Below are 24,168 nucleotides of genomic sequence, written 5' to 3'. Positions count from 1 at the left end.
AGAGGCGGGCCGCGGTCAGAGCTTGATGCCGCCCAGGAGGTTGGCCAGGCTCGCCCCGCCGGCCTTGATGCTCGGGGCGATCGCGGAACCCGCCAGGTAGAACCCGAACAGGGCGCAGACCAAGGCGTGGGACACCTTGAGTCCGTCCTTGCGGAAGAACAGGAAGACGATGATGCCGAGCAGAACGACGCCGGAGATGGACAGAATCATGGAGTTCTCTCCTCGGTGGTGGGGACGGTCACCATGAGTCCTTCCAGCCTCACAGCAAGTATCAAGCCGCAAAAAGCCGCGAACGGGTGATTCACCGGCGAAACCCCCCGGCCGGCGCAACACAACTGCCCGGATGGCCCCAACGCCCCGCATAATTGCAGGTCAGGTCGCTTGTCACGAAGGCCGTCACAGGAACGGGAGGCGCGGGGCGTGGGCCGTACGGCCGTCGCGACGGCGCGGCTCTGGGGCGCGCGGTGGTGCGGCCCCGGCGTGCGTCGCGGGTCTGGCACCGTGGGAGCAGCGGCGGCCGGTGACCGCCGCGCCGGACCGCAGGAGCCCCTTGTGCCAGTTGTGCTCGCCGCGCTTTTCGCCCTGCTGACGGCCGTGGCCAACGCCACCGGAACCGTGCTCCAGCGGATCGCCGCCCGCAAGGTGCCACCGGGCGACGCCTTCAGCGTCCGGCTGGTCCGGCACCTGCTGCGCAGCCCGGCCTGGCTGGGCGGGATCGCCGTCATCGTCGGCGCGGCGGCCTGCCAGGCGCTCGCCCTGACGCTGGGTTCGCTGTCGCTGGTGCAGCCCATCCTCGTCACGGAACTGCCGTTCACGCTGCTCATCGCCGGCGCGGTGGCACGGCGGCGGCTGCCCGCGATCGGCTGGGCGGCCTCGGTCATGGTGGCCGCCGGACTCGGGCTGGGGCTGGTCGCGGCCGCCCCGTCCGGCGGCAGCACCGGGGTGTCCGCCGGAAAGTGGGTGCTGACACTGGTCGTTGCCGGCGGCGTCATGGCCGGCTGCGTACTGGCCGCCCTGCCGAGACCCCGCGGAAAGGCCCGCGCGGCTCTCTTCAGCTCCGCTTCCGCGATCGGCTACGCCCTGACCGCGACGCTGATGAAGGCGGCGACCGACATCTTCGACCGGCACGGGCCCGGCGCGTTCTTCGCCTCCTGGCAGACGTACGCCTTCGTGGCCGCGGGCGGATGCGCGCTGTTCCTGCTGGCCAACGCCATGGAGTCCGGCCCGCTGGTGGCGTCGCAGCCCGCCCTGACCCTGGGCGAGGCACTGGTCAGCCTGGCACTCGGGATCGTGGTGTACGGGGAGCAGGTGCGCACCGGCTGGTGGCTGATCCTGGAGGGCATCGGTGCGGTCATGGTCACGTGGGGCGTGGTGGTGCTGCCACGGGCCGACACGGAGGAAGCGGAGGAAGCGGAGGGGGCGGATGGGGAAGGTCCGTCCGTCGGGCGGGCCGGTTCCGGTACCTGACCGGGGCCGCGACCGCACGCAGCCGGGGGCTCTCGTCCAGCACATCGAAATCCGGTGTCGCGGACCCGTGAGCGACGGCTACCTTCCCGTCCATGGACGAACTCGCCTTGCTCAAGCGCTCCGACGGCCCGGTCACCCGTTCGCGCCTGGTCCGGGACCTGACCGCGCTCGGCCTTGGCAACGGGGACACCGTGATGTTTCATACGGAGATGTCCGCCATCGGCTACGTGGCCGGCGGCCCGCAGACGGTCATCGGCGCTCTCCTCGATGTCGTGGGGGAGCGCGGCACCCTGATGGTGACCTGCGGCTGGAACGACGCCCCGCCGTACGACTTCACCGACTGGCCGCAGGCCTGGCAGGATGCCCTGCGCGCCGAGCACCCCGCCTACGACCCCGTACTCAGCGAGGCGGACCACAACAACGGCCGCCTCCCGGAAGCGCTGCGCCGTTGGCCCGGAGCCGTCCGCAGCCGGCATCCCGACGCGAGCTTCGCCGCACTCGGCGCGGCGGCCACCGCGCTGATCGCCGACCACCCGTGGGACGACCCGCACGGCCCCGACAGCCCGCTGGCGCGGCTGGTCGCGAGGGGCGGCCGGGTGCTTCTGCTGGGCGCCCCGCTGGAATCCCTCACACTCCTGCACCACGCCGAGGCCCTGGCCGAAGCGCCGGGCAAGCGGTTCGTGGACTACGAGCAGCCGGTCCTCGTCGATGGGGAGCGGGTCTGGCGGCGGTTCCACGACATCGACTCGGAAGACGGGGCGTTCGATTACTCCTCCCTCGTGCCCGAGGGGACGGAAGCGTTCGACGCCATCGCCCGGGACATGGTCGCCGCCGGGATCGGCCGCAAGGGAACGGTCGGAGCGGCCGACAGCCATCTCTTCGAAGCCGGCGCGGTGGTGGACTTCGGTGTGGCGTGGATGGAGGAGAAGCTGGGGCGCGGAGGGCGGCCCGGCAGGTGATCACCTGGCGTCGGGTCACCGAAGGCGACTTCCCGCTCCTGCGGCGCTGGCTGGCACAGCCGCACGTGGCCCGGTGGTGGAACCACGACACCTCGGCGGCGGGGGTGGCGCGCGACTTCGGCCCCGTGGCCAGGGGCGAGGAACCCTCCGAGGACCTGCTCGTCCTCCTCGACGGCCGCCCCCTCGGCCTGGTCCAGCGGTCCCGGTTCGCCGATTACCCCGGCTACCGGGACGAGTTGGCCGCCCTCGTCGAGGTGCCCGGCGAAACGATGACCCTCGACTACCTCATCGGCGATCCCGGGCAGGCGGGCCAGGGGCACGGCCCGCGCATGATCCGGGCCGTCGTCCGGGCGACGTGGCACGACCATCCATACGCCCCGGCCATCCTGATCCCCGTGCCGGTCGCCAACCAGGCCTCGTGGAGGGCCCTGGAGAAGGCCGGGCTGTGCCGGGTCGCGGAAGGTGAACTCGAACCGGACAGCCCCGCCGCCGGCCGCGCGCACTATGTCTACCGTGCGACGCGGCCGGCACAGCTGCCACCGCCGATGCGGCCGGCAGGCGGGTGACGCGGGGTCAGTCCCGGGCCGGTGCCGGGGCGGGCAGGTGGTCGAGGAAGTCGAGCAGGGCGGCGTTGACTTCGGCGGGCCGTTCCTGCTGGGTCCAGTGACCGCAGCCGGGCAGCACGATGCTGCGGTGCAGCTTGGACGCGACCGTCTTCAGGGAGGCGAGCAGCTCGGTGATGCCGTGCAGCGACATCACCATGTCGCGGTCCCCGCCGACGTAAAGCGCAGGCTGGTCGATGCCACGGCCCCGGAACGCCGCCAGCAGCTCGTGGTTGCGCTGGATGTTCCGGTACCAGTTGAGCGGACCGGTGAACGCCCGCTCCCCGTGGCCCGCGTAATCGTGGACGAACGCGTCGATGTCCTCAGGGGTGAGCCAGGCGGGCAGACGCTCCGGCTCGGGGACCGAGTCGATGAGGGCCGCCCCGTCGGGAACGATCCAGGGGCGCGGTCCGGCGCCCGCGAAGTCGTCGCCCGAACCGCTGGCCAGAATGCGGCGGAACGTCGACGCGAGGTCCCGGGCCAGCTCCGCGTCGGCGACGCCCGGCTGCTGGAAATAGAGCTGGTAGAAACCGTCACCGTAGTGCTGCCGCGAGACCTCCGGCGACGCCATGCCCGCGGGCAGGACGGGCGGCACACTGAGACCGGCGACGGCGCGTACGACGTCCGGCCGGAGCATCGCCGTGACCCAGGCGACGGGCGCGCCCCAGTCGTGACCGACGACGACGGCCTGCTCCTCGCCGAGGGCGTGGATCAGGGCGATCACGTCGCCGGCCAGGTGCAGCAGGCTGTACGCGTCGGGGTCGGCGGGCTGCTCACTGCGGGCGTAGCCCCGCTGGTCCGGTGCCACCACCCGGTATCCGGCCGCGGCGAGCGGGCCGAACTGGTGGCGCCACGAGTACCAGCTCTCCGGGAATCCGTGCAGCAGCAGGACCAGCGGTCCTTCGCCCTGTTCGGCGATGTGCAGCGTGACTCCGTTGACCTCTACGGAGCGGTGCTTGGCGGTGACGGTCACGTGTCCTCCGGCATCTCGGGGCGTCTGACGGCTGCCGTCCGTCGGCTGCTGTGCGTCATCTGTCGCCCATCGGGGAAACCGATCGGTTTCCCCGATGGGAGAACGGTAGCCCCGCCGCTTTCCGGAAGCGTGCCCGGGGGCGGGTCCGAACGGCGTGATTGCGCAGCGTTTCAAGGGAACGCCCCCCGCCCAGCCGCGGTAGACCGCTCGGTTTCCCCGCCTCGCACGGCGCGGTAATCTCCCCACATGTCCAGTACAGGCAAAGGGTCCACCCGGGATCGGCTGCTCGACGCGGCGGCCGAACTGTTCTACCGCGAGGGTGCCTCCATCGGGGTCGAGACGCTGTGCAGGACGGCCGGCGTGTCCAAGCGCTCGATGTACCAGCTCTTCGACAGCAAGGACGAGGTCTTCGCGGCCAGCCTGCGGCGGCGCGCACCGGCCTACGAGGAACAGCTCGCCCTCCGTACCGTCCACGCGGGGCCGCCCCGCACACGCATCCTGTACGTCTTCGAACGGCTCGAAAAGCTGGCGGAGACGTCCGACTACCGCGGCTGCCCCTTCCTGGCCGCACAGGTGGAACTCAAGGACCCCGCGCACCCGGCGAGCATCGTCGCCGAGGAGGTCAAACAACACCTGACCGATGCATTCCGCGCCGAGGCCGAGCGGGGCGGGGCACGCGACCCCGACCTGCTGGCACGGCAGCTGACCCTGGTCTTCGACGGCGCGAGCGCGCGCGCCGGAGCACGGGTGGAGAGCCTGTCAGGCCTGGCCGTGACCACGGCGACCGCTCTGCTCGACGCGGCGGGTGTGGGGTGAGGGGGGCGGGTATCGACCAGCAGGTCGGAGGGGCCGAGTCCGGGTACCGGCTCTCAGCTCTCCGGAACTTCGTCCGCCGGGGCGTCGCCGGACTCCGCCGACGGGGAGCCTGGCTGCTCGGTGAGTTTTCGGGCGGCCAGCCGTCGGCGCGCCATGACGGCGACCAGGGCGCCGGAGGCGGCGGATCCTGCCGCCTGCGCCGCGCAGGCAGCCTCGAACGCCCCGCGCGCGTCCTGGACTTCGGGGCAGGTGCGGGCCCGCAGGGCAGCTTCGACCATCACCGCGACCTGTTTGGCAGCGGTTTCCTCGGGCGACCGCTCCGCATCGCCGCTCGCCTCGCGTATGACCCCATAGTCCTGCGATTCCGCGCGGTGCGGCATCCCTTCACCCTCTCGTTTCCGAACCCGACGACCCCGCGCATCGCGCCCGGTACGTCTCCTCTCACGCTCCTCACAGGAAGCCGCGCCCGCTTCGGCCCCTCGCTCCGCCCGGCCACCGGCACAAGCTCCGGCGCGGAGACGGTGTGCGCCTGTGTGAAGGTCGTGCCGGGCGCCGGTGGCGAGCTACGTGCGCCCGGTAGTGCGCTCCCTTAGGTGTCGGTGAGAGGGCACCCGTGGGGTGTATCGCCCACTCCACCGACAGAGGTGATTGCTGTGCCCCATGGCGTCGTCAAGTGGTTCGACCACGAACGAGGTGCCGGCCTGGTTGCCCAGGCCGGGGGAGGGCCGGATGTGCTCGCCTACCGTTCGGCGATCCAGGGGGAAGAGCCGGCCCGCACGCTGACGTCCGGGGAGTGTGTCTCCTTCAACCTCGTCGAGGACTTCGAAGGCATCCGGGCCGAGAACATCTATCGCCTGCCGGGCCGGGAGCGTTCTCCGGCCTGACCGTGACCGGCAGACTGCACTGCGCGACTGCCTCACGAAAGTATGCGCAAACCGACGGAAAAGCGGAAAGGTTCTGTCCAGTCGCGTCCAAAAGCGAACAAACGAGATGAGGCTGGGCGGCCCATGCTCAACTAACCGCACCCTCGCAGGCAAGGGTCCGCGAGGAGCGGCGGGGACGTGCTCGGGTCGTTGGTGGGTCCCTTGACGGGAAGTCGTCGGTCCTGTCGCCCGAGGCGTCGATGCGTCATGCGAAGTGAGGCACGAATGACGGCAGTGGAGGCCCCGCGGAACGGGGCGGGCCAGCAGGAGCTGTTCCGGGGGCTGGTGGAGTGTTCGCAGGACGCGATTCTGATCAAGACGCTGGACGGGCGGATCACGTTCTGGAACGCGGCGGCGCGCCGGTTGTACGGGTACCGGGCGGGCGATGTGGTGGGACAGCACATCGGGCTGCTGATCCCGCCCGATCTCAAGGAAGAGGAGGCCGGTTTGCTGGAGCGGATCGGCCGGGGTGAGCGGATCGAGCACTACGAGACGCGGCGGGTCGCCGGTGACGGCCGCTTGCTGGACGTCGATGTGTCGCTGTGGCCGATCCGTACCCGCCAGGGCGATATCCACGCCGCCTGTTCCATCACGCGGGACATCACCGACCGCAAGCGGTCCGAAGCGCGGATCGACGAGCTGGCGGTCGTGGTGGAGTCGTCGCAGGACGCGATCCTCATCAAACGGCTGGACGGGCGGATCACGTTCTGGAACGCGGCGGCGCACCGGTTGTACGGGTACCGGGCGGCTGAAGTGGTGGGGCAGCACATGGGGTTGCTGGTCCCGCCGGACCTCAAGGACGAGGAGGCCGGTCTGCTGGAGCGGATCGGCCGGGGTGAGCGGATCGAGCACTACGAGACGCGGCGGGTCGCCGGCGACGGCCGGGTGCTGGACATCGACGTGACCTTGTGGCCGATCCGCAACCGGGACGGCGTCATCTACGGCGCCTGCTCCACCATGCGCAACATCACCGACCGCAAGAAGGCCGAGCGGGAGCTCGTCGAACTGTACGCGCAGCAGCGGCACATCGCCCTGGCCCTGCGCCTGATGGGTGCTTCCGAGCAGATCCCCGGGGCCTGCGCGGCCACCCGCTATCTTCCGTCCACCCAGGGGCAGGGGGTGGGCGGCGACTGGCTCGACCTGATCGACCTGGGCGCCGGGCGGGTCGGGGTGATCATCGGGGACGTCATGGGGCGCGGCCTGGACGCGGCGGTGGTCATGGGGCAGTTGCGCTCCGCCGCCCGGGCGCTGGCGCTGGCCGGGACGCCCCCGTGCGAGCTGATCCAGACACTCGACACGTTCACGCGCGGGCTGCCGGAACAATTCGTCACCTGCACCTACCTGGAGGCGGATCCGGCGCTGGGCGAGGTGACCGCCTGTTCGGCCGGGCATCTGCCGGTCTGGCTCATCGAGCCCGACGCGACGGTCACCGAGCTGCCGGTGCCGACCGGCATCCCCCTCGGCGTGGGCGGCGTACCGCACCAGGAGGTCCGTCTGCCCCTGCGCGCCGGTACGACGCTGGCCCTGTACACCGACGGGCTGGTGGAGACGCCGCACAGCGACATCGAGACCCAGCTGTCCCTGCTGACCAGCACTTTGGGCGAGGTCTTCACGGTCACGAAGGACCTGGAGGACGCCGCCGACCATGTCCTGCAGACCCTGCTCCCGGACACCGCCACGTACTCGGACGACGTCACCCTCCTGCTGGTCGGTTTTCCCGCCGCTCCGCTGGACACGGCCGCGATGGACCTGGCCGGCGAGCCGTCCTCGGTCCCGGAGGGGCGCCGCTTCCTGCACCGCACGCTGCGGGCGTGGGGTCTGGCCGCGCTCGCCGACACCGCGCTGCTGCTCGCGTCGGAACTGCTGACGAACGCCGTCTGCCACGCGCAGGGACCGTTGACGCTGCGTGTCTGGTACAGCTTCCGGGAGTTGGGCGTGGAGGTCGTGGACGGCAGTACGCCGCGGCCCCGGGCCCGGCTCGCGGACAACGCCGAGGAGAACGGCCGTGGCCTGATGCTCGTCGAAGCCCTCGCCGACGCCTGGGGCACGCGCCCCGGCACCGTCGGAAAAACCGTTTGGTTCACGCTGCTGACGGCCTGCGCGCCGCACTCCACGGCCGGCGCTGCGCTGACCGGGTGATCGTTGCGGCGGTGCGCATGGGGGCCGGGGCGATGGGCAGTATCGACTCGCCTCGTTCCTCGGGGAAGATGAACGAGGCCCAGGCGGGCCGGGGTCGTTCGGCGGCGGAAAGCCGGTGACGACGGCGCCCCGGTCCGCCCTTTCCGTGGCATCGGCCGGTCATCTCGTTCTTCTGGAAATCGCGCGCTTGTCGACTCCGGAGGGTTGGCATGCTTGGTGGGTAAACAGTTTGTTCACAATGAACTGTAGACAAGGTTGTGTGATGGCTTGATGCTGGCTCCATGGCATCGACCTTCGAGCAGGACGACCGATCCGACGCCGGCCCCTTCGCGCTGCCCGACGCGCAACAGGCGCGCGCACAGCGGGTGCACGCGGCGCTGTTCCGGATCGCGGAGCGGCATGCGGCCACCGAGGCGCAGCGCAAGCGGCAGACGCATCCGTCGGTCCTCGGGCCGCACGAGGCCGTACGGCTGGTGTCGTTCCTGATGAGCGGGGCGGCGCGGCTCGACGAGGACGAGCCGGAGGTGGACCGGGCGGACGTCACCGCGGCGCTGAGCCTGCTTCCGCTGGTGCGCGGCGAGCTGGACGAGCTGGAGGCCGGCTTGCTGCGGATGGCGCGGGGACGCGGCATGACCTGGCCCGAAGTGGCCTTCGGGCTGGGGCTGGGGACTCCGCAGGCGGCCCGGCAGCGGTACGAGCGGCTGGTCGGCCGGATCCGGGCCGAGGGGGAGACGGAAGAGGAGTAGCGCACGGCGGTGCTGTGGCGGAAGGTTCGGCCGGGACCGGCTCTCCCTGAAGGCCCGGGACTGCACTAACCTGACGTGTCATCACAAGCGGTACGGTCGGTGACGCCTCGGGGGGCCCGTGCCTGAAGATCTCGGATTCGACAAGCTGCTCGACGACGGCGGCGTGGTGGCCCGCTTGCTGGGCAAGACCCGCGCGGGACGCAACCGTAAGCCGCTGCACGGCCCCGACCTGCCCGTGATCCTGCTCGTCGGCGGGCCCGGTACGGGCAAGGGCCGGCTTCTGCGGTGCGTACGGGGCGAGTTCGGCCGCCACGTACCGACGGCGCACATCGACTGCGGGCTGCCGGTGTTCCGGGAGCAGGCGGAGCAGCACCCGCAGACGCGGTCGGTGACGACGGAGGTGCTGCGCGAGGTCGCCCGGCAGTTCGGCGCGTGGCAGGGCGACGGCGGAGCGGTCGCCACCCCGCGGCTGTACGCGGGGCTCGCGGCGGTCGCCGCCAGTGACCCGCTCGCCGATACGGCCGCCCTGGTCAGCGAGGTGCAACGGCATGACGAGCTGCTGCCGCGCGGCTCCTTCTGGCGGGGTGTGCTGAACCGGGCGGGCCGGGCCTACGTCGGTGTCGTCGCGGGGCTGGTGGCCCACCCGGGAGCCGTACCGTTCATCAACGCCGTCCTCGACGAACTGCTCGCACGCACCTCCCAGGAGGGCAAGGCGGCGCTGGCGGCGTGTTACGGCGAGTACACGGGCGCGGGCGGCCATCCGAAACTGGGACTGCACTCGCTGGCCTCCCACTTCCAGCAGGGCGGCGAAGCGCGCGAGGTCGCCGAGGGCTTCCTCTTCCGCGCGCTGCGGCAGGACATCGAGGCCGCGTACGTGTCGCTGCTGGGCCGGCTGTCCCGGGCCGGGCGCCCCGCCCTGCTCCTGGACCACGCGGACAACGCCCTGGGCAGACGGCTGGTGCGGCCGGTGCTGGCGGACCGCGAACGCGGGCACCACGACCGGCTGGTGGTGATGGCGACCGCGCGGCGGGAGGACGGCGGGCGCTTCCTGTACCACGTCGGTGACGCCGGAGGTACGGAGGACGACGTGCCCGTCAGCTGGCGGCCCTCCGACGGCGGCCTGCCGCAGTGGAGCCGGCCGGCCGGCGGCGTACCGGGCCTGACGCCCCTGTCGCGGGGCGTCCTCCTCGTCCGTATGCCGATGCTGACGCGCGACCAGCAGTCGAGGGAGACGGCCCGCCTCCAGGTGCGGAGGGCGCAGGGCGACAACGCCGCCCAGCTGCGCATCGACAGCGGCATCCACCGGCTGAGCGGCGGACGCCCGCTGTTCGTGACCCGGCTGGGGGAGGCGACCGCGGCACTGACGTTCCGCGAGCCCGGCGAGGGCACCGACTGGGCTCTGCTCGACGCGCGGGTGCGCGCCCGTGAGGACGCGGAGGGCCGCCCGGTCGCGGACCTCCTGCTGGACGACCTCGTCGTCCGGCAGCCGCCGGAGGAACTTCCGCCGGAGCAGCGCGGGCACTGGCTCGACCTGCTCAGTCACCTGTCGGTGGCCCACGACGCGGAATGTGCCCAGGTCCTGATGCGGGAGGTGCAGGCGGGCCGGGACGAGCGGCTCTCCGCGTACCGCATCGCCGAGCTGCTGCGGGACAGTGGCTGGCCACACTGCCCCCGGCACTTCATCGGCGACCTGGGTCTGCGCCGCCTGCTCATGCGGCGCCTGTACCGGCTGCGGGCGGACGGCGCGGCCTGGTACGCCGACCACACCCTGCTGCGGGACCACTACCGCGCCCCGGAGGACGACGCGGCCGACGACCTCTTCGGCTCCGCCGCCGCGCACGGCATGCACCACCACCTGGCGGTCGGTGACGCGGAGACGGTCACGGACTACCTCGACCGCACCTTCCTCACCCGCAGCGCACGAGTCTGGTGTGACGAACTGCTGGCCATCGCCGAGGCGCCGCTCCTCGGCCGTACCGACGACCGGCGCGCGCGGGCGCTGGGCGAGGCCGAGGTGGCCGGCGATGTGCGCCGCAAGCGCATCGACCGGCTGCTGCACGCCGTACGGCTGTGTGAGGACCGTACGGAGCCCCTCGACGAGGCCGTCGCCGACACCCTGCCCAAGCTGCTGGAACGGCTGGGAGAGGAGCCCGCCGCCGGAGCGGGCACGCTGACGCACACGGCCCGGGAGTGGGGCGACCGGCTGACCAACAAGCAACCGCTCAGACCGTGCACGTGCACGAGACACATCGGGTGAGGGAGGGTGCGGCGTTGAAGAACTGGCTGTACAACACGTTCTGGGCCACCTGGATCCGCAAGGCTTTCACGGTCCTCGTCGTTCTGGCCGTGGTCGTTCCCGCCGCACTGCTGCTCCCGGCGAAGATCGGGGAACCCGACCGCTGTGCCGAGGGGGTCGTCCAGAGCGCCGGTGAATGCATCGGCGTCAACGGTTCCGGCTACGACTTCGGAACGGCCGAGATACGGCAGGTCGCCGAGGCGATCCGCAAGGAGAACGAACGGGTCGCCGGTCAGCAGAGCAGTGTCACCGTGGCGATGATGCTTCCCCTGCAGCCCAAGGTGCCCGCCGAACGCAAGCAGCTCCGCAGCGAATTGCAGGGGGCGTACCTGGCGCAGTACCGGGCCAACCGCACGGAGAAGACCCCGCTGCTGCGTCTGGTCCTGGCCAATCCCGGCGCGGATTACGCGCAGCAGGAAAAGGTGGTGGACCAGCTCGCGAAGATGGCGGATTCCGGGCGGGACAACCTGCGGGCCGTCACCGGATTCAATCTGAGCCTCGGGGCCACCAAGAAGGCCATCGCGCGGCTGACCAATGAACTGAAGATCCCGGTGCTCGCCAGCCGGGTCAGTGCCGACGAGATCGCCAATCCCGACAATCCCAGCGGCCCGCTACCGTTCCCGGGGCTGGCCCGCATCATTCCCACCAACCGGCAGCAGGCGGACGCGCTGGCCGACTTCCACGGCGGGCTCCGGGACGCGGAGACCGTCCTGGTCAAGGACGTCCGGCCGCACGACATCTACGACGAATCGCTCGCCAAGGCGTTCAGCCGCCCGGAACCGGGCCCGCCCGGCCCGAAGGACCAGGTATTCGAATCGCCGGGCATCAACGAGCCGGGCCAGACCGCCAACCACTTCTCGCTGATCGGCCACAACATCTGCGAATCGGACGCGCGGGTGGTCTATTTCGCCGGCCGCCCGTACCATCTGCGGCTCTTCGCCCTGAAACTGGCCGAGGTGCCGTGCCACGGAAAGAAATACACCATCGTCAGCGGCTCGGGCGCGGCGACGCTGGACCGGTATGTGAGCGAAGCCGACTGGAAGCGGCTCCAGGGCGACGGTGGAAGTCCCACAATCACCGTGCAGTACGCGGCGCCCGGCCACCCCGACTCCTGGAACGCGGCGCTGCGCACGTGGGAGAAGGAGCAGCAGGCGCATACGGGCAAGAAGCCGGCGGCGTCGGCCCGGCCCGCCTATCTGACCGACCCGCTCAAGGAACTCCAGGACCTGCGCACCCTCATCGACCAGCAGACCGCGGGTGACATCGGTGACGTGAATCTGGACGATTCCCGCACGATGCTGGTCCACGACGGAGTGCGCACCATCGCCGAAGCCGTATTCCTGGCGAATGCGCAGGCCGTCGGATCGATACCGTCCCGGGAACGGGTCTCCGCGGAGTGGCCCCGCCTGGAGGCCGCACACCGGGTACGGGGGACGAGCGGCTGGATCTGCCTCACCAATGGCGGAAACGCCTACGACAAGCCGGTGGCCGTCGTCCAACTGGATCCGGGCACCCGGAAGGCGGCGTTCGTAGGTCTGGGATGGCCGGAGAAGAAGCCCCAGCCGGACGACTGCGTGGTGCCCAGCGGCACCGGCTGAGGCGGCGCCGTTGCCGGGACCGGTGCCGTGTCCGGGGGACCGGGATGTTCATCGCTTTCCGCAGTTTGTCGGAACGTCGTTCCAGCGGCACTCGTCCATGGGGAGCCTTCCCGTTCGCCCGATGGGGCGGGCTGCCGGTGAGTGCGGTGTAGCGGAACGCGGGCCGGGAGAAGCTGTGCGGGACGTGCCAGGCCTGCCGGACGCGGTGTGCGTGCAGGAGCGGGAACCAAAAGGCGGTGGGTTCGGGCGTATGCTTCGGCGTTTCCCCGGCTTTTCCTGTGGTGCGGCCCGGGAACGTCGCGCGGTGTCGTGCCGACGGCTCTCCGGCGCTTTCCCTGCCGTGCACCGTTGAGTGGAGAGTGACGACGTGACCTCGACTGTTTCCGAAACCGGCGCCCCGGTGGCGCCCACCCGGAGCGGGGACGGCGACTTCGCGTGCGAGCTGACCAGGGATTCCTTGCTGCGGCTGGCCCGCCGGGAGATCGCCGCCCTTCACGTACCCGGCTTCTGCGACCGGCGCATCGCGGCGGACGTGGCCCGAAAAGCCGTGCGGCACAAGGCGCTGGGGAATTATCACAAGAAATATACGAGTACGGTGGGACGAGTTCACCTGCCGCATATCGACACGGCGTGGAATTCCGAACTGACCGCCCGGTACCACGACACCGCACTGTCCTCGATCCACGATGTGCGCGCCCTGTTCGCGCCGTACCTGTCCCCGGTGGACCACCTGCGTCTGCTGCTCCAGGAATGCTGGCCGGCCGGCGCGAACCTGCTGCGCCTGCGCGGCCGCCCGTGCTTCGTCGGCGCGCTGCGCGTGTTCCACCCGGCCACCTCGGTCTTCCCGCCGCACAACGACCACATCGAGCAGGAGACGGACGCCCCGGAGATCGCCGGGGTGACCGAGCAGCTGGTCGCCAACGTGTACCTCCAGGTGCCGGCGGAGGGCGGCGACCTCCAGCTGTGGCGGCGCGACCCCACGAGTGCGGAGGCCCGCACCATCCGGGAGGTCGAGGGGCTGGACCCGGCGGCCGTGGAACCCCCCGCCCACGTGATCCACCCGCAGGCCGGCGACCTGATCGTCTTCAGCTCCCGGATGCTGCACGCCGTCACCCCGGCCCGGGACGGACGCCGCGTCGGCATGGCGGCGTTCATCGCCTGCAAGAGCACCGACGAGCCTCTCCAGTACTGGAGTTGACCGGACGTGGCCGACGGCCCCGCTGCCCACGGCGACCCCGGCAGGGCGCCGCTCCCGACACCGCTGTACGGCCCCGCGTCGCCCTGACGCGCGCCCTTCGCGCGAGAGGTCCACGAAAGTGACGTTCGACGAACAGGACAGAGCACCGGCCGGTGGGACGCCGGGCGGGGCCTCCGGCCGGTGCCGGGACGGGCGGCCCGGAACCCTGGGCGAACTGTTCACCCGGCAGGCCGAGCGGACACCCGGCGCCGTCGCCGTGGTGCACGAGGACGTACGGATGACGTACGCGGAGGTGGAGGCCGCCGCCAACCGGCTGGCACGGGTGCTCCTCGGCCGCGGCGCCGGCCCGCGGCGGGTGGTGGCGCTGGCGCTGCCGCGTACGGCGGACCTGGTCGTGGCCGTTCTCGCGGTGCTCAAGTGCGGCGCGGCCTATCTGCCGGTGGACCCCGCGTACCCGGCCGAGCGCATCGGCTTCCTGCTGCGGGACGCGGCGCCCGTCGCCGTACTGACGGTGCGTGAGGTGGTGGGCGGGGTGGCTGCCGAGGCCGGCGGTCCGGACGGTGTTCCCGCCATCCTGCTCGACGACGACGGCACGCGGCGGCTCCTGGACAAGGCCGCGCCCGCGCCCGTCACCGACGCCGAGCGCGGCGGGCGGCCGCACCCGCAGGACTGCGCGTACGTCATCCACACATCGGGCTCCACGGGCACACCCAAGGGTGTGCTGGTCACCCACCACAACGTCGTCCGCCTGCTCACCTCCACCGCCCACTGGTTCGGCTTCGGCCCGGACGACACCTGGACCCTGTTCCACTCGTACGCCTTCGACGTCTCGGTGTGGGAGATGTTCGGCGCGCTGCTGACCGGCGGGCGCCTCGTGGTCGTCCCCTACCGGGTCGGCCGGGCGCCCGCCGAACTCCTGGCCCTGCTCGCCCGCGAGCGGGTCACCGTCCTGTCCCAGACGCCGACCGCCTTCCACGCGCTGCAGGCCGCCGACCGGGAGCACCCCGACGTGCTGCGGAACGCGCCGCTGCGCACGGTCGTGCTCGGCGGCGAGGCGCTCGACCCCGCCCGGCTCGCCGACTGGTACGACCGGCACCCCGACGATGCCCCGTCGCTGGTCAACATGTACGGCACGACCGAGACGACCGTGCACGCCGCCTATGCCGCCCACGACCGGTCCGCCGCCCGGCCCGGCACGCCGAGCGCCATCGGGGAGGCCGTTCCGGACCTCGCGCTGTACGTGCTGGACGACCGGCTGGGCAAGGTGCCGCCCGGGGACACGGGCGAGCTGTACATCGCGGGCGCGGGCCTGGCGCGTGGCTATCTCGGCCGCCCCGGGCTGACCTCCGGGCGCTTCGTCGCCTGCCCGTTCGGCCCGCCCGGCGCACGCATGTACCGGGCCGGCGACCTGGCCCGGCGGGGGCCCGGCGGCGGGTTGGAGTTCGCCGGCCGCGCCGACGACCAGATCAAGATCCGTGGCTTCCGTATCGAGCCGGGGGAGGTGGAGTCCGCACTCGCGGCCCACCCGGGCGTCGCGCAGGCCGCGGTGGCCGTCCGCCGGGACGCGGACGGCGGGCCGCGCCTGGTCGGCTACGTCGTCCCGCACCCGGGCCCCACGGGAGAGCGAGCCGCCGCGCGTGCGGCGGGCGCCGACGAGGCGCCGGAGGTCTGGCAGCAGGTGTACGACGACCTGTACGCCGACGCCGGAAACCGGACCGCGGCCCTGGGCGAGGACTTCGCGGGGTGGCGGAGCAGCTTCGACGGGCGGCCCATTCCGCTGGAGCAGATGCGCGAGTGGCGCGACGCCACGGTCGAGCGGGTGCGGGCCCTGCGGCCCCGCCGCGTCCTGGAGATCGGCGTCGGCACCGGCCTCCTGCTGGCCCGGCTCGCTCCGCACTGCGAAAGCTACTGGGGCACCGATCTGTCCGCGGCGGCCGTCGACGGACTGCGCGGCAAGCTCGCGGCGGACCCCGCGCTGGCCGCCCGCACCACACTGACCCACCAGGCCGCCGACGACACGCGGGGCCTGCCGGAGGGCGGCTTCGATGTCGTCGTACTGAACTCCGTCGCCCAGTACTTCCCCGACGCGGACCACCTCCTCGCCGTGCTGCGCGGCGCGCTCGACCGCCTGGCGCCCGGCGGCGCCCTCTTCGTCGGCGACGTACGCGACCTCCGGCTCGCCCGCCACTTCCACACCGCGCTGGACCGGCGCCGCGCGGGCCCCCGTGGCGCCGTGCCGCACGACGCTGTGGTCCGGCGGAGCATGGCGCGGGACAAGGAACTGCTGATCGCGCCCGGCTTCTTCACCGCCCTGCCGGACGGCCCGCTGCCCGAGGTGAGCGCGGTGGACATCCGAGTCAAACGCGGGCGGCACCACAACGAGCTGAGCCGCTACCGGTACGACGTGGTGCTGCACAAGGGCCCGTCCCTCGTGGTGTCCCTCGCCGACGCGCCCCGCGTGCGGTGGGGGAGCGAGGTAACCGGCCTGCCGTCGCTGGCACAGCGGCTGTGCACCGCCTTGCCCGGCGTACTGCGGGTGAGCGACATCCCCAACGGGCGCCTGACCGGGGCCGAACCGGCCGCCGGGCCGCCCGGGCCCGGCCCCTGTCCCGCCGCCGACCCGGAGCGACTGCACAAGCTGGCCGCCACGGTCGGCTACCGGGCGCTCGTCACCTGGTCCGAGGCGGACGACGGCAGCCTGGACGCCGTCTTCCTGCGGGAGGACGAGGACGAGCATGACGGGCGTGCGGGTGAGGGCGCGCGCCCCGGGGCGACGCCCCCCGTGGCGTACACCGACATCTACCGCCCGGCGGTGCGCGCCCACGGCGACGTGCGCTCCCTGCGGGCGCTGACCAGCGAACCGGCCCGGCGCGACGCAGGGCTCGGCGCCGCCGTACGCAAGGCCGTCGCGGCCCGGCTGCCGCACCACATGGTCCCGTCCGCCGTCCTGGTCCTCGACGCGCTGCCGATGACGGTGAACGGCAAACTGGACCGGCGGGCCCTGCCCGAGCCCGGCCCGGACGTCACCCTCCGCGACCCCGGTGATGCCTGCGGGCGCGCACCGCGTGACGCCCGCGAGGAGATCCTGTGCGGTCTCTTCGCCGCGACCCTGTCCCTCGCCGAAGTCGGCCCCGAAGAGGACTTCTTCGGCCTCGGCGGGCATTCGCTGCTGGCCACGGGGCTGGTCAACCGGGTGCGGTCGGCCTTCCGTACGGAGCTGAGCCTGCGCGCCGTATTCGAGGCGCCGACCCCGGCGGGCCTGGCCACGCGGCTGACCGGCGGGGCGCACCGCCGTCCCGTGCTGTCGGCCCGGACCCCGCGCCCCGCCGAGCTGCCGCTGTCCTTCGCGCAGCGCCGGATGTGGTTCCTGCACCTCGTACGTCACTTCGAAGAATCACGGCCCACCCACCACATCCCGCTCACCCTCAAGCTCTCCGGACCGCTTGACCGCCCGGCGCTGGAAGCGGCGCTGCGCGATGTCGTGGCGCGCCACGAGCCCCTGCGTACGGTCTTCCCGGAGGACGGCAGCGGGCCGCGCCAGTCCGTACTGCCCCTGGAGGCCGTACGGCTGAAGATGACGGTCACCGAGACCACCCCGGACGCCGTCCGGAGCCTGGTCGAGGAGGCCGCGCACCAGCGGTTCGACCTCGCGGCCGAGCCGCCCGTACGGGCCTGCCTGTTCGCCCTGGGGCCGGAGGACCACCTGCTGTCCCTGACGCTGCACCACATCGCGGCGGACGGCTGGTCCCTGGCTCCTCTGTGGCGTGATCTCTCGCGCGCTTACGGGGAGCGCAGGCAAGGGCATCCACCGTCCTGGAGCCCGCTGCCCGCGCACTACGCCGATTACACCCTGTGGCAGCGCGAACTGCTCGACACGAACGACGGAACCGGCACCACCACATCCGCAGGCCAACTCGCCTACTGGGCGCGGAAGCTGGCCGACCTGCCGGAGCAGATCACACTGCCCACCGACCGGCCACGCCCGGATGTGCCCTCCGGACGCAGCGGCACCTGCCGCTTCCAGTGGGACGACGCACTCTTGGAAGCCGTGCGCGCGCTGGCGCGGGAGTGCGGGGCAACCCCGTCCATGGTGGTGCAGGCGGGACTCGCCGCGCTCCTCACGCGGCTGGGCGCGGGCGAGGACATCCCGATCGGCACTCCCGTTGCCGGACGCACCGACGAGGCACTGCACGACCTGATCGGCTTCTTCGTCAACACGCTGGTGCTGCGCGTCGACACCTCGGGCGCGCCGGACTTCCGCACCCTGCTCACCCGCGTACGAGAGACTGGTCTGGAGGCATACGCCCACCAGGACGTACCGGTCGAACGGGTCGTGGAGGCGCTGCGCCCGGACCGGACGGGCGACCGCCATCCGCTGTTCCAGACCCTGCTCGTCTGGCAGAACACTCCGGCCGCCGCCCCCGAACTGTCCGGCCTCACCGTCGAGGCCCGGGAACTGGACACCGGCCCCCTCATCACCGACCTGGAAATCAGCATCGCGGAGACGTCCGGCGGCGCCATCGGACCGGACACCCTGGCAGGGGCCGCTCACTTCAACGCCGACCTCTTCGACCACGCCACCGTCACAGCCCTCCTGGACGGACTGCGACGCGTGCTGGCGGACGCGACCGCCGACCCGGACCGGGCAATCGGCGACCTCGGGGCGGAAACACACGCCGCTGACCCGGAGCGAGAGCCGGACACCCGCCGGGCTCTCCTGCCGGACCGGTTCGCGCGCCAGGCAGCCCGTACGCCCGGCGCGCCAGCCGTGACCTTCCGCGACACCACCCTGACCTACGGAGAACTCGACGCCGCCGCCAACCGGCTGGCACGGCTGCTCATCGAACACGGCGCCGGACCCGAACGGTTCGTGGCGCTGGAGCTGCCGCGCTCGTCCGGCCTCGTCATCGCCGTGCTCGCGGTGCTGAAGACCGGGGCGGCCTACGTGCCGCTGGAACCCGGCCGGCCCGCCGGACGCAACGGCACGATCCTGCGTGCCGCCCGCCCGGTCCTGCTCCTCACCACCCGGACACCGGCGGCCGCGTCCTCCGTGCCGTATCTGACCTGGGACGGCCCTGAGCTGGCCGACGCCCTCCGCCGGTTCCCCGACGCGCCCGTACACGACCGCGAACGTGCCTGCCCCCTGCTGCCCGCACACCCGGCCTACGTCATCCCCACCTCCGGCTCCACCGGCGAACCCAAGGGCGTCGTGGTCCCCCACCACGCCGTGGCCGGCCTGTTCAGCGCCGCCCCGGAGCTGGACTTCCGCGCCGACGACGTGACGCCGCTGCTCCACTCGCACACCTTCGACCTCTCGGTCTGGGAGATGTGGGGGCCCCTGCTGCACGGCGGCCGGCTGGTCGTGGTGCCGTACGAGGAAAGCCGCTCCCCGGCGGAACTGCTGCGCCTGCTCGTACGCGAAGGCGTCACCCAGCTCCACCAGACATCGACCGCCTTCGAGCAGCTGACGCACACCCTGCGCGAGGAACCCGCCCTCGCCGGAGAACTGGCCCTGCGCCGCGTCGAACTCGGCTCGGAAGTGCTGCTGCCCCGCACCGCGCGCGAGGGCCGGGAACTGCTGCCCGGCGCGCGCTTCGTCCACGAGTACGGCCCCACCGAGACCACGGTGCTCGTCATCGCCGGATTTCTCGACGGGCCCCTCCCGGACGGCCGGGCGCCATCCCTCGGCCGGCCGCTGGACGGCGTCCGCGCCCACGTCCTGGACGACGCGCTGCGCCCGGCCCGCCCGGGCGCGGCGGCGGAGCTGTACGTCTCGGGCGCCGGTGTGGCACGCGGCTACCTGGGCCGCGGCGCGCTCACCGCCGAACGCTTCGTGGCCTGTCCGTACGGGCCGCCGGGGGAGCGCATGTACCGCACCGGGGACGTGGTCCGCCGGCGCGTCGACGGCTCGCTGGAATTCGTGGGCCGCGCGGACGATCAGGTCAAGGTGCGGGGTTTCCGTATCGAACCGGGGGAGGTGCGGGCCGTGCTGACCTCGCACCCCACGGTCGGTACGGCCGTGGCCGTCGCCCGCGAGGACCGGCCGGGCGACCGGCGGCTGGTCGCCTACGTGACCTCCGCCGCCGGGCGGACCGCCGACCCGCGCGAGCTGCGCCGGTACGTTGCCGGGCGGCTGCCGGACCACATGGTGCCCGCCGCGATCGTCGTCCTGGACACGCTGCCGCTGACGTCCGGCGGCAAACTGGACCGCGCCCGCCTTCCACAGCCCGATTACGCAGCGGCCTCCTCGCGCCGGGCACCCCGCGACGACCGCGAGCGGACCCTGTGCCGGCTCTTCGCGGAGGTGCTCGGCCTCGGCACCGACGCGGCAGGCGTGGACGACGACTTCTTCGACCTCGGCGGCGACAGCATCATCGCCCTCCAGCTCGTCAGCCGGGCCCGGCGGGCCGGACTCGCCCTGGCCCCGCGCGACGTCTTCCGCCACCGCACCGTCGAAGACCTCGCCGCGCAGGCGGGCCCGGCCGGGGACACACCGGACGCGCCCACCGGACACGACAGCGGGCCGCTGCTCCTCACCCCCGTCATGCACGCCCTGCGGGAGACCGGCGGGCCGGTGGCGGGCTGCCACCAGTCCGTCCTGATCCAGGTCCCGCCCGGCCTCGGCACGGGCCACCTAACCACCGCACTCCGTACGCTGACCGCCCATCACGACGCGCTGCGGCTGCGGCTGACGCGGGTGGGCGGCGGAGCGGTCTGGGCCCTGGACATCGCTCCGCCCGGGGCGGGCCTCGACACAGCCCCCGAACAGGACCTCGTCCACCGGGTGGACGCCACGGAACTCGACGGCACCGCGCTCGACGACGCCGTACGCCACCACAAGGACGCCGCACGGGGCCGGCTGGACCCGGAGCCGGGCCGGACCGCGGCCCTCCTCCAGGCCGTCTGGTTCGATGCCGGTCCAAGCAGGCCGGGGCGGCTGCTGCTGACGATCCACCACCTCGCCGTCGACGGCGTCTCCTGGCGCGTACTGCTGCCCGACCTGCAAGCCGCCTGGGAAGCCGCCGCAGCAGGCCGCCACGCCGAACTCGAACCGGTGGGCACCTCCCTGCGCGCCTGGTCCCAGCGGCTCACCGAGCTGGCCCAGCGGCACGGCCGCATCGCCGAACTCCCCCTGTGGACCGGCATCACCGGCAGTCCGGAACCGCCCCTGTCCCACCTCCCGTACGACCCGGCCCGCGACCTGACGAGCACGGTACGGCGGTTGACCCTGACCCTGCCGCCGGAGCAGACCGCCCCGCTGCTCGGCCGGGTGCCCGCCGCCCTGCACGGCCGGACCGACGACGTCCTGCTCACCGCCCTCGCCCTGGCCGTCGCCGACTGGCGCCGCCGCCGTACGGGCTGCCGGGACACCGCCGTACTGGTCGACATCGAAGGGCACGGCCGCGACGACGCGGAGGACGGGCCGAAGGCGGACGGCAGGCCGCAGGCGGGCAACGGTACGGCCCGGAACGCGGCCGCGGGCGCCGACCTGGCGCGGACCGTCGGCTGGCTCACGAGTGTCCACCCCGTACGCCTCGACCCCGGCAGCGCCGACGCCACCCGCCTCCGCTCCGGCGGCCCCGCGCTGGACCGGGCCTACCGGCGCGTCAAGGAACAACTGCGCGCGGTCCCCGGCAACGGCATCGGCTACGGCCTGCTGCGCCACCTCAACCCCCAGACCGCCCCGGCCCTCGCCGGCGGCACCCGCCCCCTGGTCGGCTACAACAACCTCGGCCGCCTCGGCGGTCTCGGCCGGAAGACCGGGGACTGGGCGCCGGTGCCCGGCTCCGGCGGCATCACCGGCGGCGCCGACCCCGCGCAGCCCGCCACCCACCTCGTCGAGCTGGACGCGCTGGTCGAGGACCGGCCCGACGGCCCCGCTCTCACGGCGACCTGGTCCTGGCCCGGCGCCCTGTTCACCGAGGACGAGGTACGCGACCTCGCGGACACCTGGACCCGCCTGCTCACCGCGCTCACCGACCGGGCCGCGAAACCGGACGCGGACGGCCGCACACCCGCCGACTTCCCCCTGGCCGCCCTCACCGAGGACGAGACCGCACGGCTGACGCACGACTGCCCGGACCTGGCCGACGTCTGGCCCCTCACCCCGCTCCAGGAAGGGCTGCTCTTCCACGCCCTGTACGACGAGCAGGCCTCGGACGTCTACACCAGCCAGCTCGCTGTGGACCTGCACGGCCCCCTCGACCGGGACGCGTTGCGCGCGGCAGGACAGGCCGTACTGGAACGGCACCCCGCCCTCCGCGTCACCTTCCGGCACGAAGGCCTGCGCGCCCCGGTGCAGGTGGTGCCACATCCACGGGCCGTCACCCTGCCGTGGGCCGAGCACGATCTGGCGGATCTGGCCGGTGACGCGCAGACGGCCCGGGCGGACCGCATCGCGTCCGACGCCCGCGCCACCCGCTTCGACCCCGCCCACGGCCCGCTGCTGCGCCTCGCCCTGCTGCGCCTCGGGCCCGGACGGCACCGGCTGCTGCTGACGGTCCAGCATCTGATCCTGGACGGCTGGTCCGGACCGCTGGTACTGCGGGACCTGCTCGCCGTCCACGCGGCAGGAGGTGACTCCACGGCCCTGGGTGCCCCGGCGCCGTACCGGGAGTACCTGCGCCTGCTCATCGCACAGGACCGTACGGCTGCCGAAGCCGCCTGGCAGCAGGCCCTCGCCGGGGTGGACGGACCGACCCTCGTGGCGTCTCGGCGTACCGCCGACGCGTCCGCGGAACACGGAACCGTCCGGGCCACACTGTCCACCGGGCTGACCGCCTCCCTGCGCGCGCTGGCCCGCCGCCATGGCCTGACACCGAACACCGTGCTCCAGGGCGCATGGGCCGTCGTCCTCCGCGGCCTGACCGGACAGGACGACATCCTCTTCGGAGCCACGGTCTCCGGCCGTCCCGCCGGCCTGCCGGGCGTCGAGGACATGGTCGGGATGTGCAACAACACCGTGCCGGTACGGGTACGTCTCGACGCGGCCCGGCCCTTCACCGAGGCCCTGTCCCGCCTCCAGGACGAACAGGCCGGGCTCCTGCCCCACCAGCACGTCGGGCTCTCCCGGCTGCATCGCCTCTGCGGTCACGACCGGCTCTTCGACACTCTCCTGGTCTTCGAGAACCTTCCCTCCGAGACCTTCGGCACCGGCACGGGTACGGGTGTGGATACGGGTACGGGTATGGGTGCGAGCACGGGCGCGTTGCGTGTCGCGGACGTCCGCGTCACCTCCGGCACGCACTACCCGCTGAGCCTCGCCGTCCTCCCCGGCGAGCGCCTGGGCCTCAAACTGGGCCACCGCTCCGACGTGTTCGACAAGCGCACGGCGACGGCCACCCTCCACCGCCTGATCCGCGTCCTCAAAGCAGCATCGGACCACCCGCACTGGCCGGTCGGCGACCTCCCCGTCCTCTCGCCCGGCGAACGGACCCGCGTCCTGCGGACCTGGAGCACCGCCCCCGGCCCCGCCCCCGCACCACAAACCTGGCCCGCCCTCTTCGAAGCCCGGGCGGCACGGACACCCGGCGCCACGGCGCTACGGAGCGCCGACGCCACGCTCACCTACGCCGAACTCGACGCGGCGGCCAACCGGCTGGCACGGTCGGTCATCCCGCACGGCGCGGGGCCCGAGCGGTCGGTGGCCGTCGCCCTGCCGCGCTCCGCCGAACTGATCGTCGCGGTCCTCGCCGTCCTCAAGACCGGGGCCGCCTACGTCCCCCTGGACCCGGCCCACCCGGCCGAGCGGATCGCGTGCCTGCTGCGCGACACCCGGCCGGTGCTGCTGCTCACCGACAGCGTCACCGCCGGAATGCTGCCGCCGGGCCCGGAGCCCCGCCTCATCCTGGACGACCCGGACACCCGCGACCGGCTCGGCAGCCTCCCGGACGCCCCTGTCCGGGACGCCGAACGCGCAACGCCCCTGCTGCCCCGGCATCCCGCCTACGTCATTCACACCTCCGGCTCGACCGGCGGCCCGAAGGGCGTACAGGTCACCCACGAAGGCATCGCCGCGCTCGCCACCGCCCAGACCGCCCGCCTCGGCACCGGCCCCGGCAGCGTCGTCCTGCTCTTCGCCTCGCTGAGCTGCGACGCCTCCGTGTCCGACCTGTGCACCGCCCTCCTCTCCGGAGCCACCCTGGCCGTCGCCCCCGCCGGTACCCTCCTCGCGGGCCGGGAACTGACCGACGCCGTCCCACGGTTCGGCGTGACCCACGTGAAGCTGCCACCGAGCGTCCTCGCCGGACTGCCGCCCGGTGCACTGCCGCGGGGCGTCACGATCGCGGTCGCGGGGGAGCCGTGCCCCCCGGACCTCGTGGCCCGGTGGGGCTCCGAGCATCGCCTGGTGAATGTGTACGGGCCGACGGAGTCGACGGTGTGCGTGACGATGACCGGGCGGTTGACGTGCGGTGTGGGCGGGCCGCCGCCTATTGGGCTGCCGGTCGTCG

The 24,168-nt window shown here is 72.8% G+C and carries 14 protein-coding genes; 11 read left to right on the top strand and 3 right to left on the bottom strand.

Annotation, left to right across the window (positions count from 1 at the left end):
* Positions 1-15: 15 nt before the first annotated feature.
* Positions 16-210, bottom strand: coding sequence for a hypothetical protein (locus ACZ53K_RS40540; RefSeq protein WP_030019622.1), 195 nt, complete (start codon positions 208-210; stop codon positions 16-18).
* Between the two features lie 342 nt (positions 211-552).
* Between ACZ53K_RS40540 and ACZ53K_RS40535 the strand changes: the two genes are divergently transcribed.
* The 3 genes from ACZ53K_RS40535 to ACZ53K_RS40525 all read left to right on the top strand — a co-directional run bounded on the left by ACZ53K_RS40535 (position 553) and on the right by ACZ53K_RS40525 (position 2,992).
* Positions 553-1,467, top strand: coding sequence for a DMT family transporter (locus ACZ53K_RS40535; RefSeq protein WP_468847530.1), 915 nt, complete (start codon positions 553-555; stop codon positions 1,465-1,467).
* Between the two features lie 92 nt (positions 1,468-1,559).
* Complete coding sequence (gene aac(3) / locus ACZ53K_RS40530; protein WP_468847527.1) at positions 1,560-2,426, top strand: aminoglycoside 3-N-acetyltransferase; 867 nt, start codon at positions 1,560-1,562, stop codon at positions 2,424-2,426.
* Entirely contained in the window at positions 2,423-2,992 is a 570-nt protein-coding gene (locus ACZ53K_RS40525) for a GNAT family N-acetyltransferase (protein ID WP_468847525.1), read from the top strand. Before aac(3) ends, ACZ53K_RS40525 begins: the two co-directional genes overlap by 4 nt.
* Before the next feature lie 7 nt (positions 2,993-2,999).
* Here the strand turns inward: ACZ53K_RS40525 and ACZ53K_RS40520 are convergent, their stop codons facing one another.
* Positions 3,000-4,001, bottom strand: coding sequence for an alpha/beta fold hydrolase (locus ACZ53K_RS40520; protein ID WP_468847522.1), 1,002 nt, complete (start codon positions 3,999-4,001; stop codon positions 3,000-3,002).
* Positions 4,002-4,247: 246 nt separating this feature from the next.
* On the opposite strand from ACZ53K_RS40520, the gene ACZ53K_RS40515 reads away from it, so the two are divergent.
* The gene (locus tag ACZ53K_RS40515; RefSeq protein ID WP_468847519.1) at positions 4,248-4,817 is read left to right on the top strand and encodes a TetR/AcrR family transcriptional regulator; all 570 of its coding nucleotides are present in this window, start codon (positions 4,248-4,250) and stop codon (positions 4,815-4,817) included.
* Between the two features lie 53 nt (positions 4,818-4,870).
* Here ACZ53K_RS40515 and ACZ53K_RS40510 read toward each other — a convergent pair whose 3' ends face one another.
* On the bottom strand, positions 4,871-5,197 hold the full coding sequence (locus tag ACZ53K_RS40510; RefSeq protein WP_468847517.1) for a hypothetical protein: 327 nt from the start codon (positions 5,195-5,197) through the stop codon (positions 4,871-4,873).
* Positions 5,198-5,470: 273 nt separating this feature from the next.
* Between ACZ53K_RS40510 and ACZ53K_RS40505 the strand changes: the two genes are divergently transcribed.
* From ACZ53K_RS40505 to ACZ53K_RS40475, 7 genes are all read left to right on the top strand, one after another.
* Positions 5,471-5,701 (top strand): cold-shock protein, encoded by a 231-nt coding sequence (locus tag ACZ53K_RS40505; protein ID WP_468847514.1) that lies wholly within the window; start codon positions 5,471-5,473, stop codon positions 5,699-5,701.
* A gap of 264 nt (positions 5,702-5,965) precedes the next feature.
* On the top strand, positions 5,966-7,879 hold the full coding sequence (locus ACZ53K_RS40500; RefSeq protein ID WP_468847511.1) for a SpoIIE family protein phosphatase: 1,914 nt from the start codon (positions 5,966-5,968) through the stop codon (positions 7,877-7,879).
* Between the two features lie 281 nt (positions 7,880-8,160).
* On the top strand, positions 8,161-8,625 hold the full coding sequence (locus ACZ53K_RS40495) for a DNA-binding protein (RefSeq protein WP_468847508.1): 465 nt from the start codon (positions 8,161-8,163) through the stop codon (positions 8,623-8,625).
* A 118-nt stretch (positions 8,626-8,743) separates the two neighbouring features.
* Complete coding sequence (locus ACZ53K_RS40490) at positions 8,744-10,882, top strand: hypothetical protein (RefSeq protein WP_468847506.1); 2,139 nt, start codon at positions 8,744-8,746, stop codon at positions 10,880-10,882.
* 14 nt (positions 10,883-10,896) lie between these two features.
* Positions 10,897-12,519, top strand: coding sequence for a type 1 periplasmic-binding domain-containing protein (locus ACZ53K_RS40485; RefSeq protein WP_468847503.1), 1,623 nt, complete (start codon positions 10,897-10,899; stop codon positions 12,517-12,519).
* Positions 12,520-12,886: 367 nt separating this feature from the next.
* Positions 12,887-13,717 (top strand): 2OG-Fe(II)-dependent halogenase WelO5 family protein, encoded by an 831-nt coding sequence (locus tag ACZ53K_RS40480; protein WP_468847500.1) that lies wholly within the window; start codon positions 12,887-12,889, stop codon positions 13,715-13,717.
* A gap of 118 nt (positions 13,718-13,835) precedes the next feature.
* Positions 13,836-24,168: amino acid adenylation domain-containing protein (locus tag ACZ53K_RS40475; RefSeq protein WP_468847497.1), on the top strand; the 10,333-nt coding region annotated here is incomplete at its 3' end.

The sequence above is a fragment of the Streptomyces sp. NPDC033221 genome (genome assembly GCF_055577005.1).
The sequence above is the reverse complement of the archived record's forward strand: the minus strand, read 5'-3'. Positions and strand labels throughout refer to the sequence as shown.

Coding starts and splice junctions, on each gene's coding strand:
- ACZ53K_RS40500 (WP_468847511.1), top strand. CDS start 5,966: ATGACGGCAGTGGAGGCCCCGCGGAACGGGGCGGGCCAGCAGGAGCTG.
- ACZ53K_RS40495 (WP_468847508.1), top strand. CDS start 8,161: ATGGCATCGACCTTCGAGCAGGACGACCGATCCGACGCCGGCCCCTTC.
- ACZ53K_RS40515 (WP_468847519.1), top strand. CDS start 4,248: ATGTCCAGTACAGGCAAAGGGTCCACCCGGGATCGGCTGCTCGACGCG.
- ACZ53K_RS40540 (WP_030019622.1), bottom strand. CDS start 210: ATGATTCTGTCCATCTCCGGCGTCGTTCTGCTCGGCATCATCGTCTTC.
- ACZ53K_RS40510 (WP_468847517.1), bottom strand. CDS start 5,197: ATGCCGCACCGCGCGGAATCGCAGGACTATGGGGTCATACGCGAGGCG.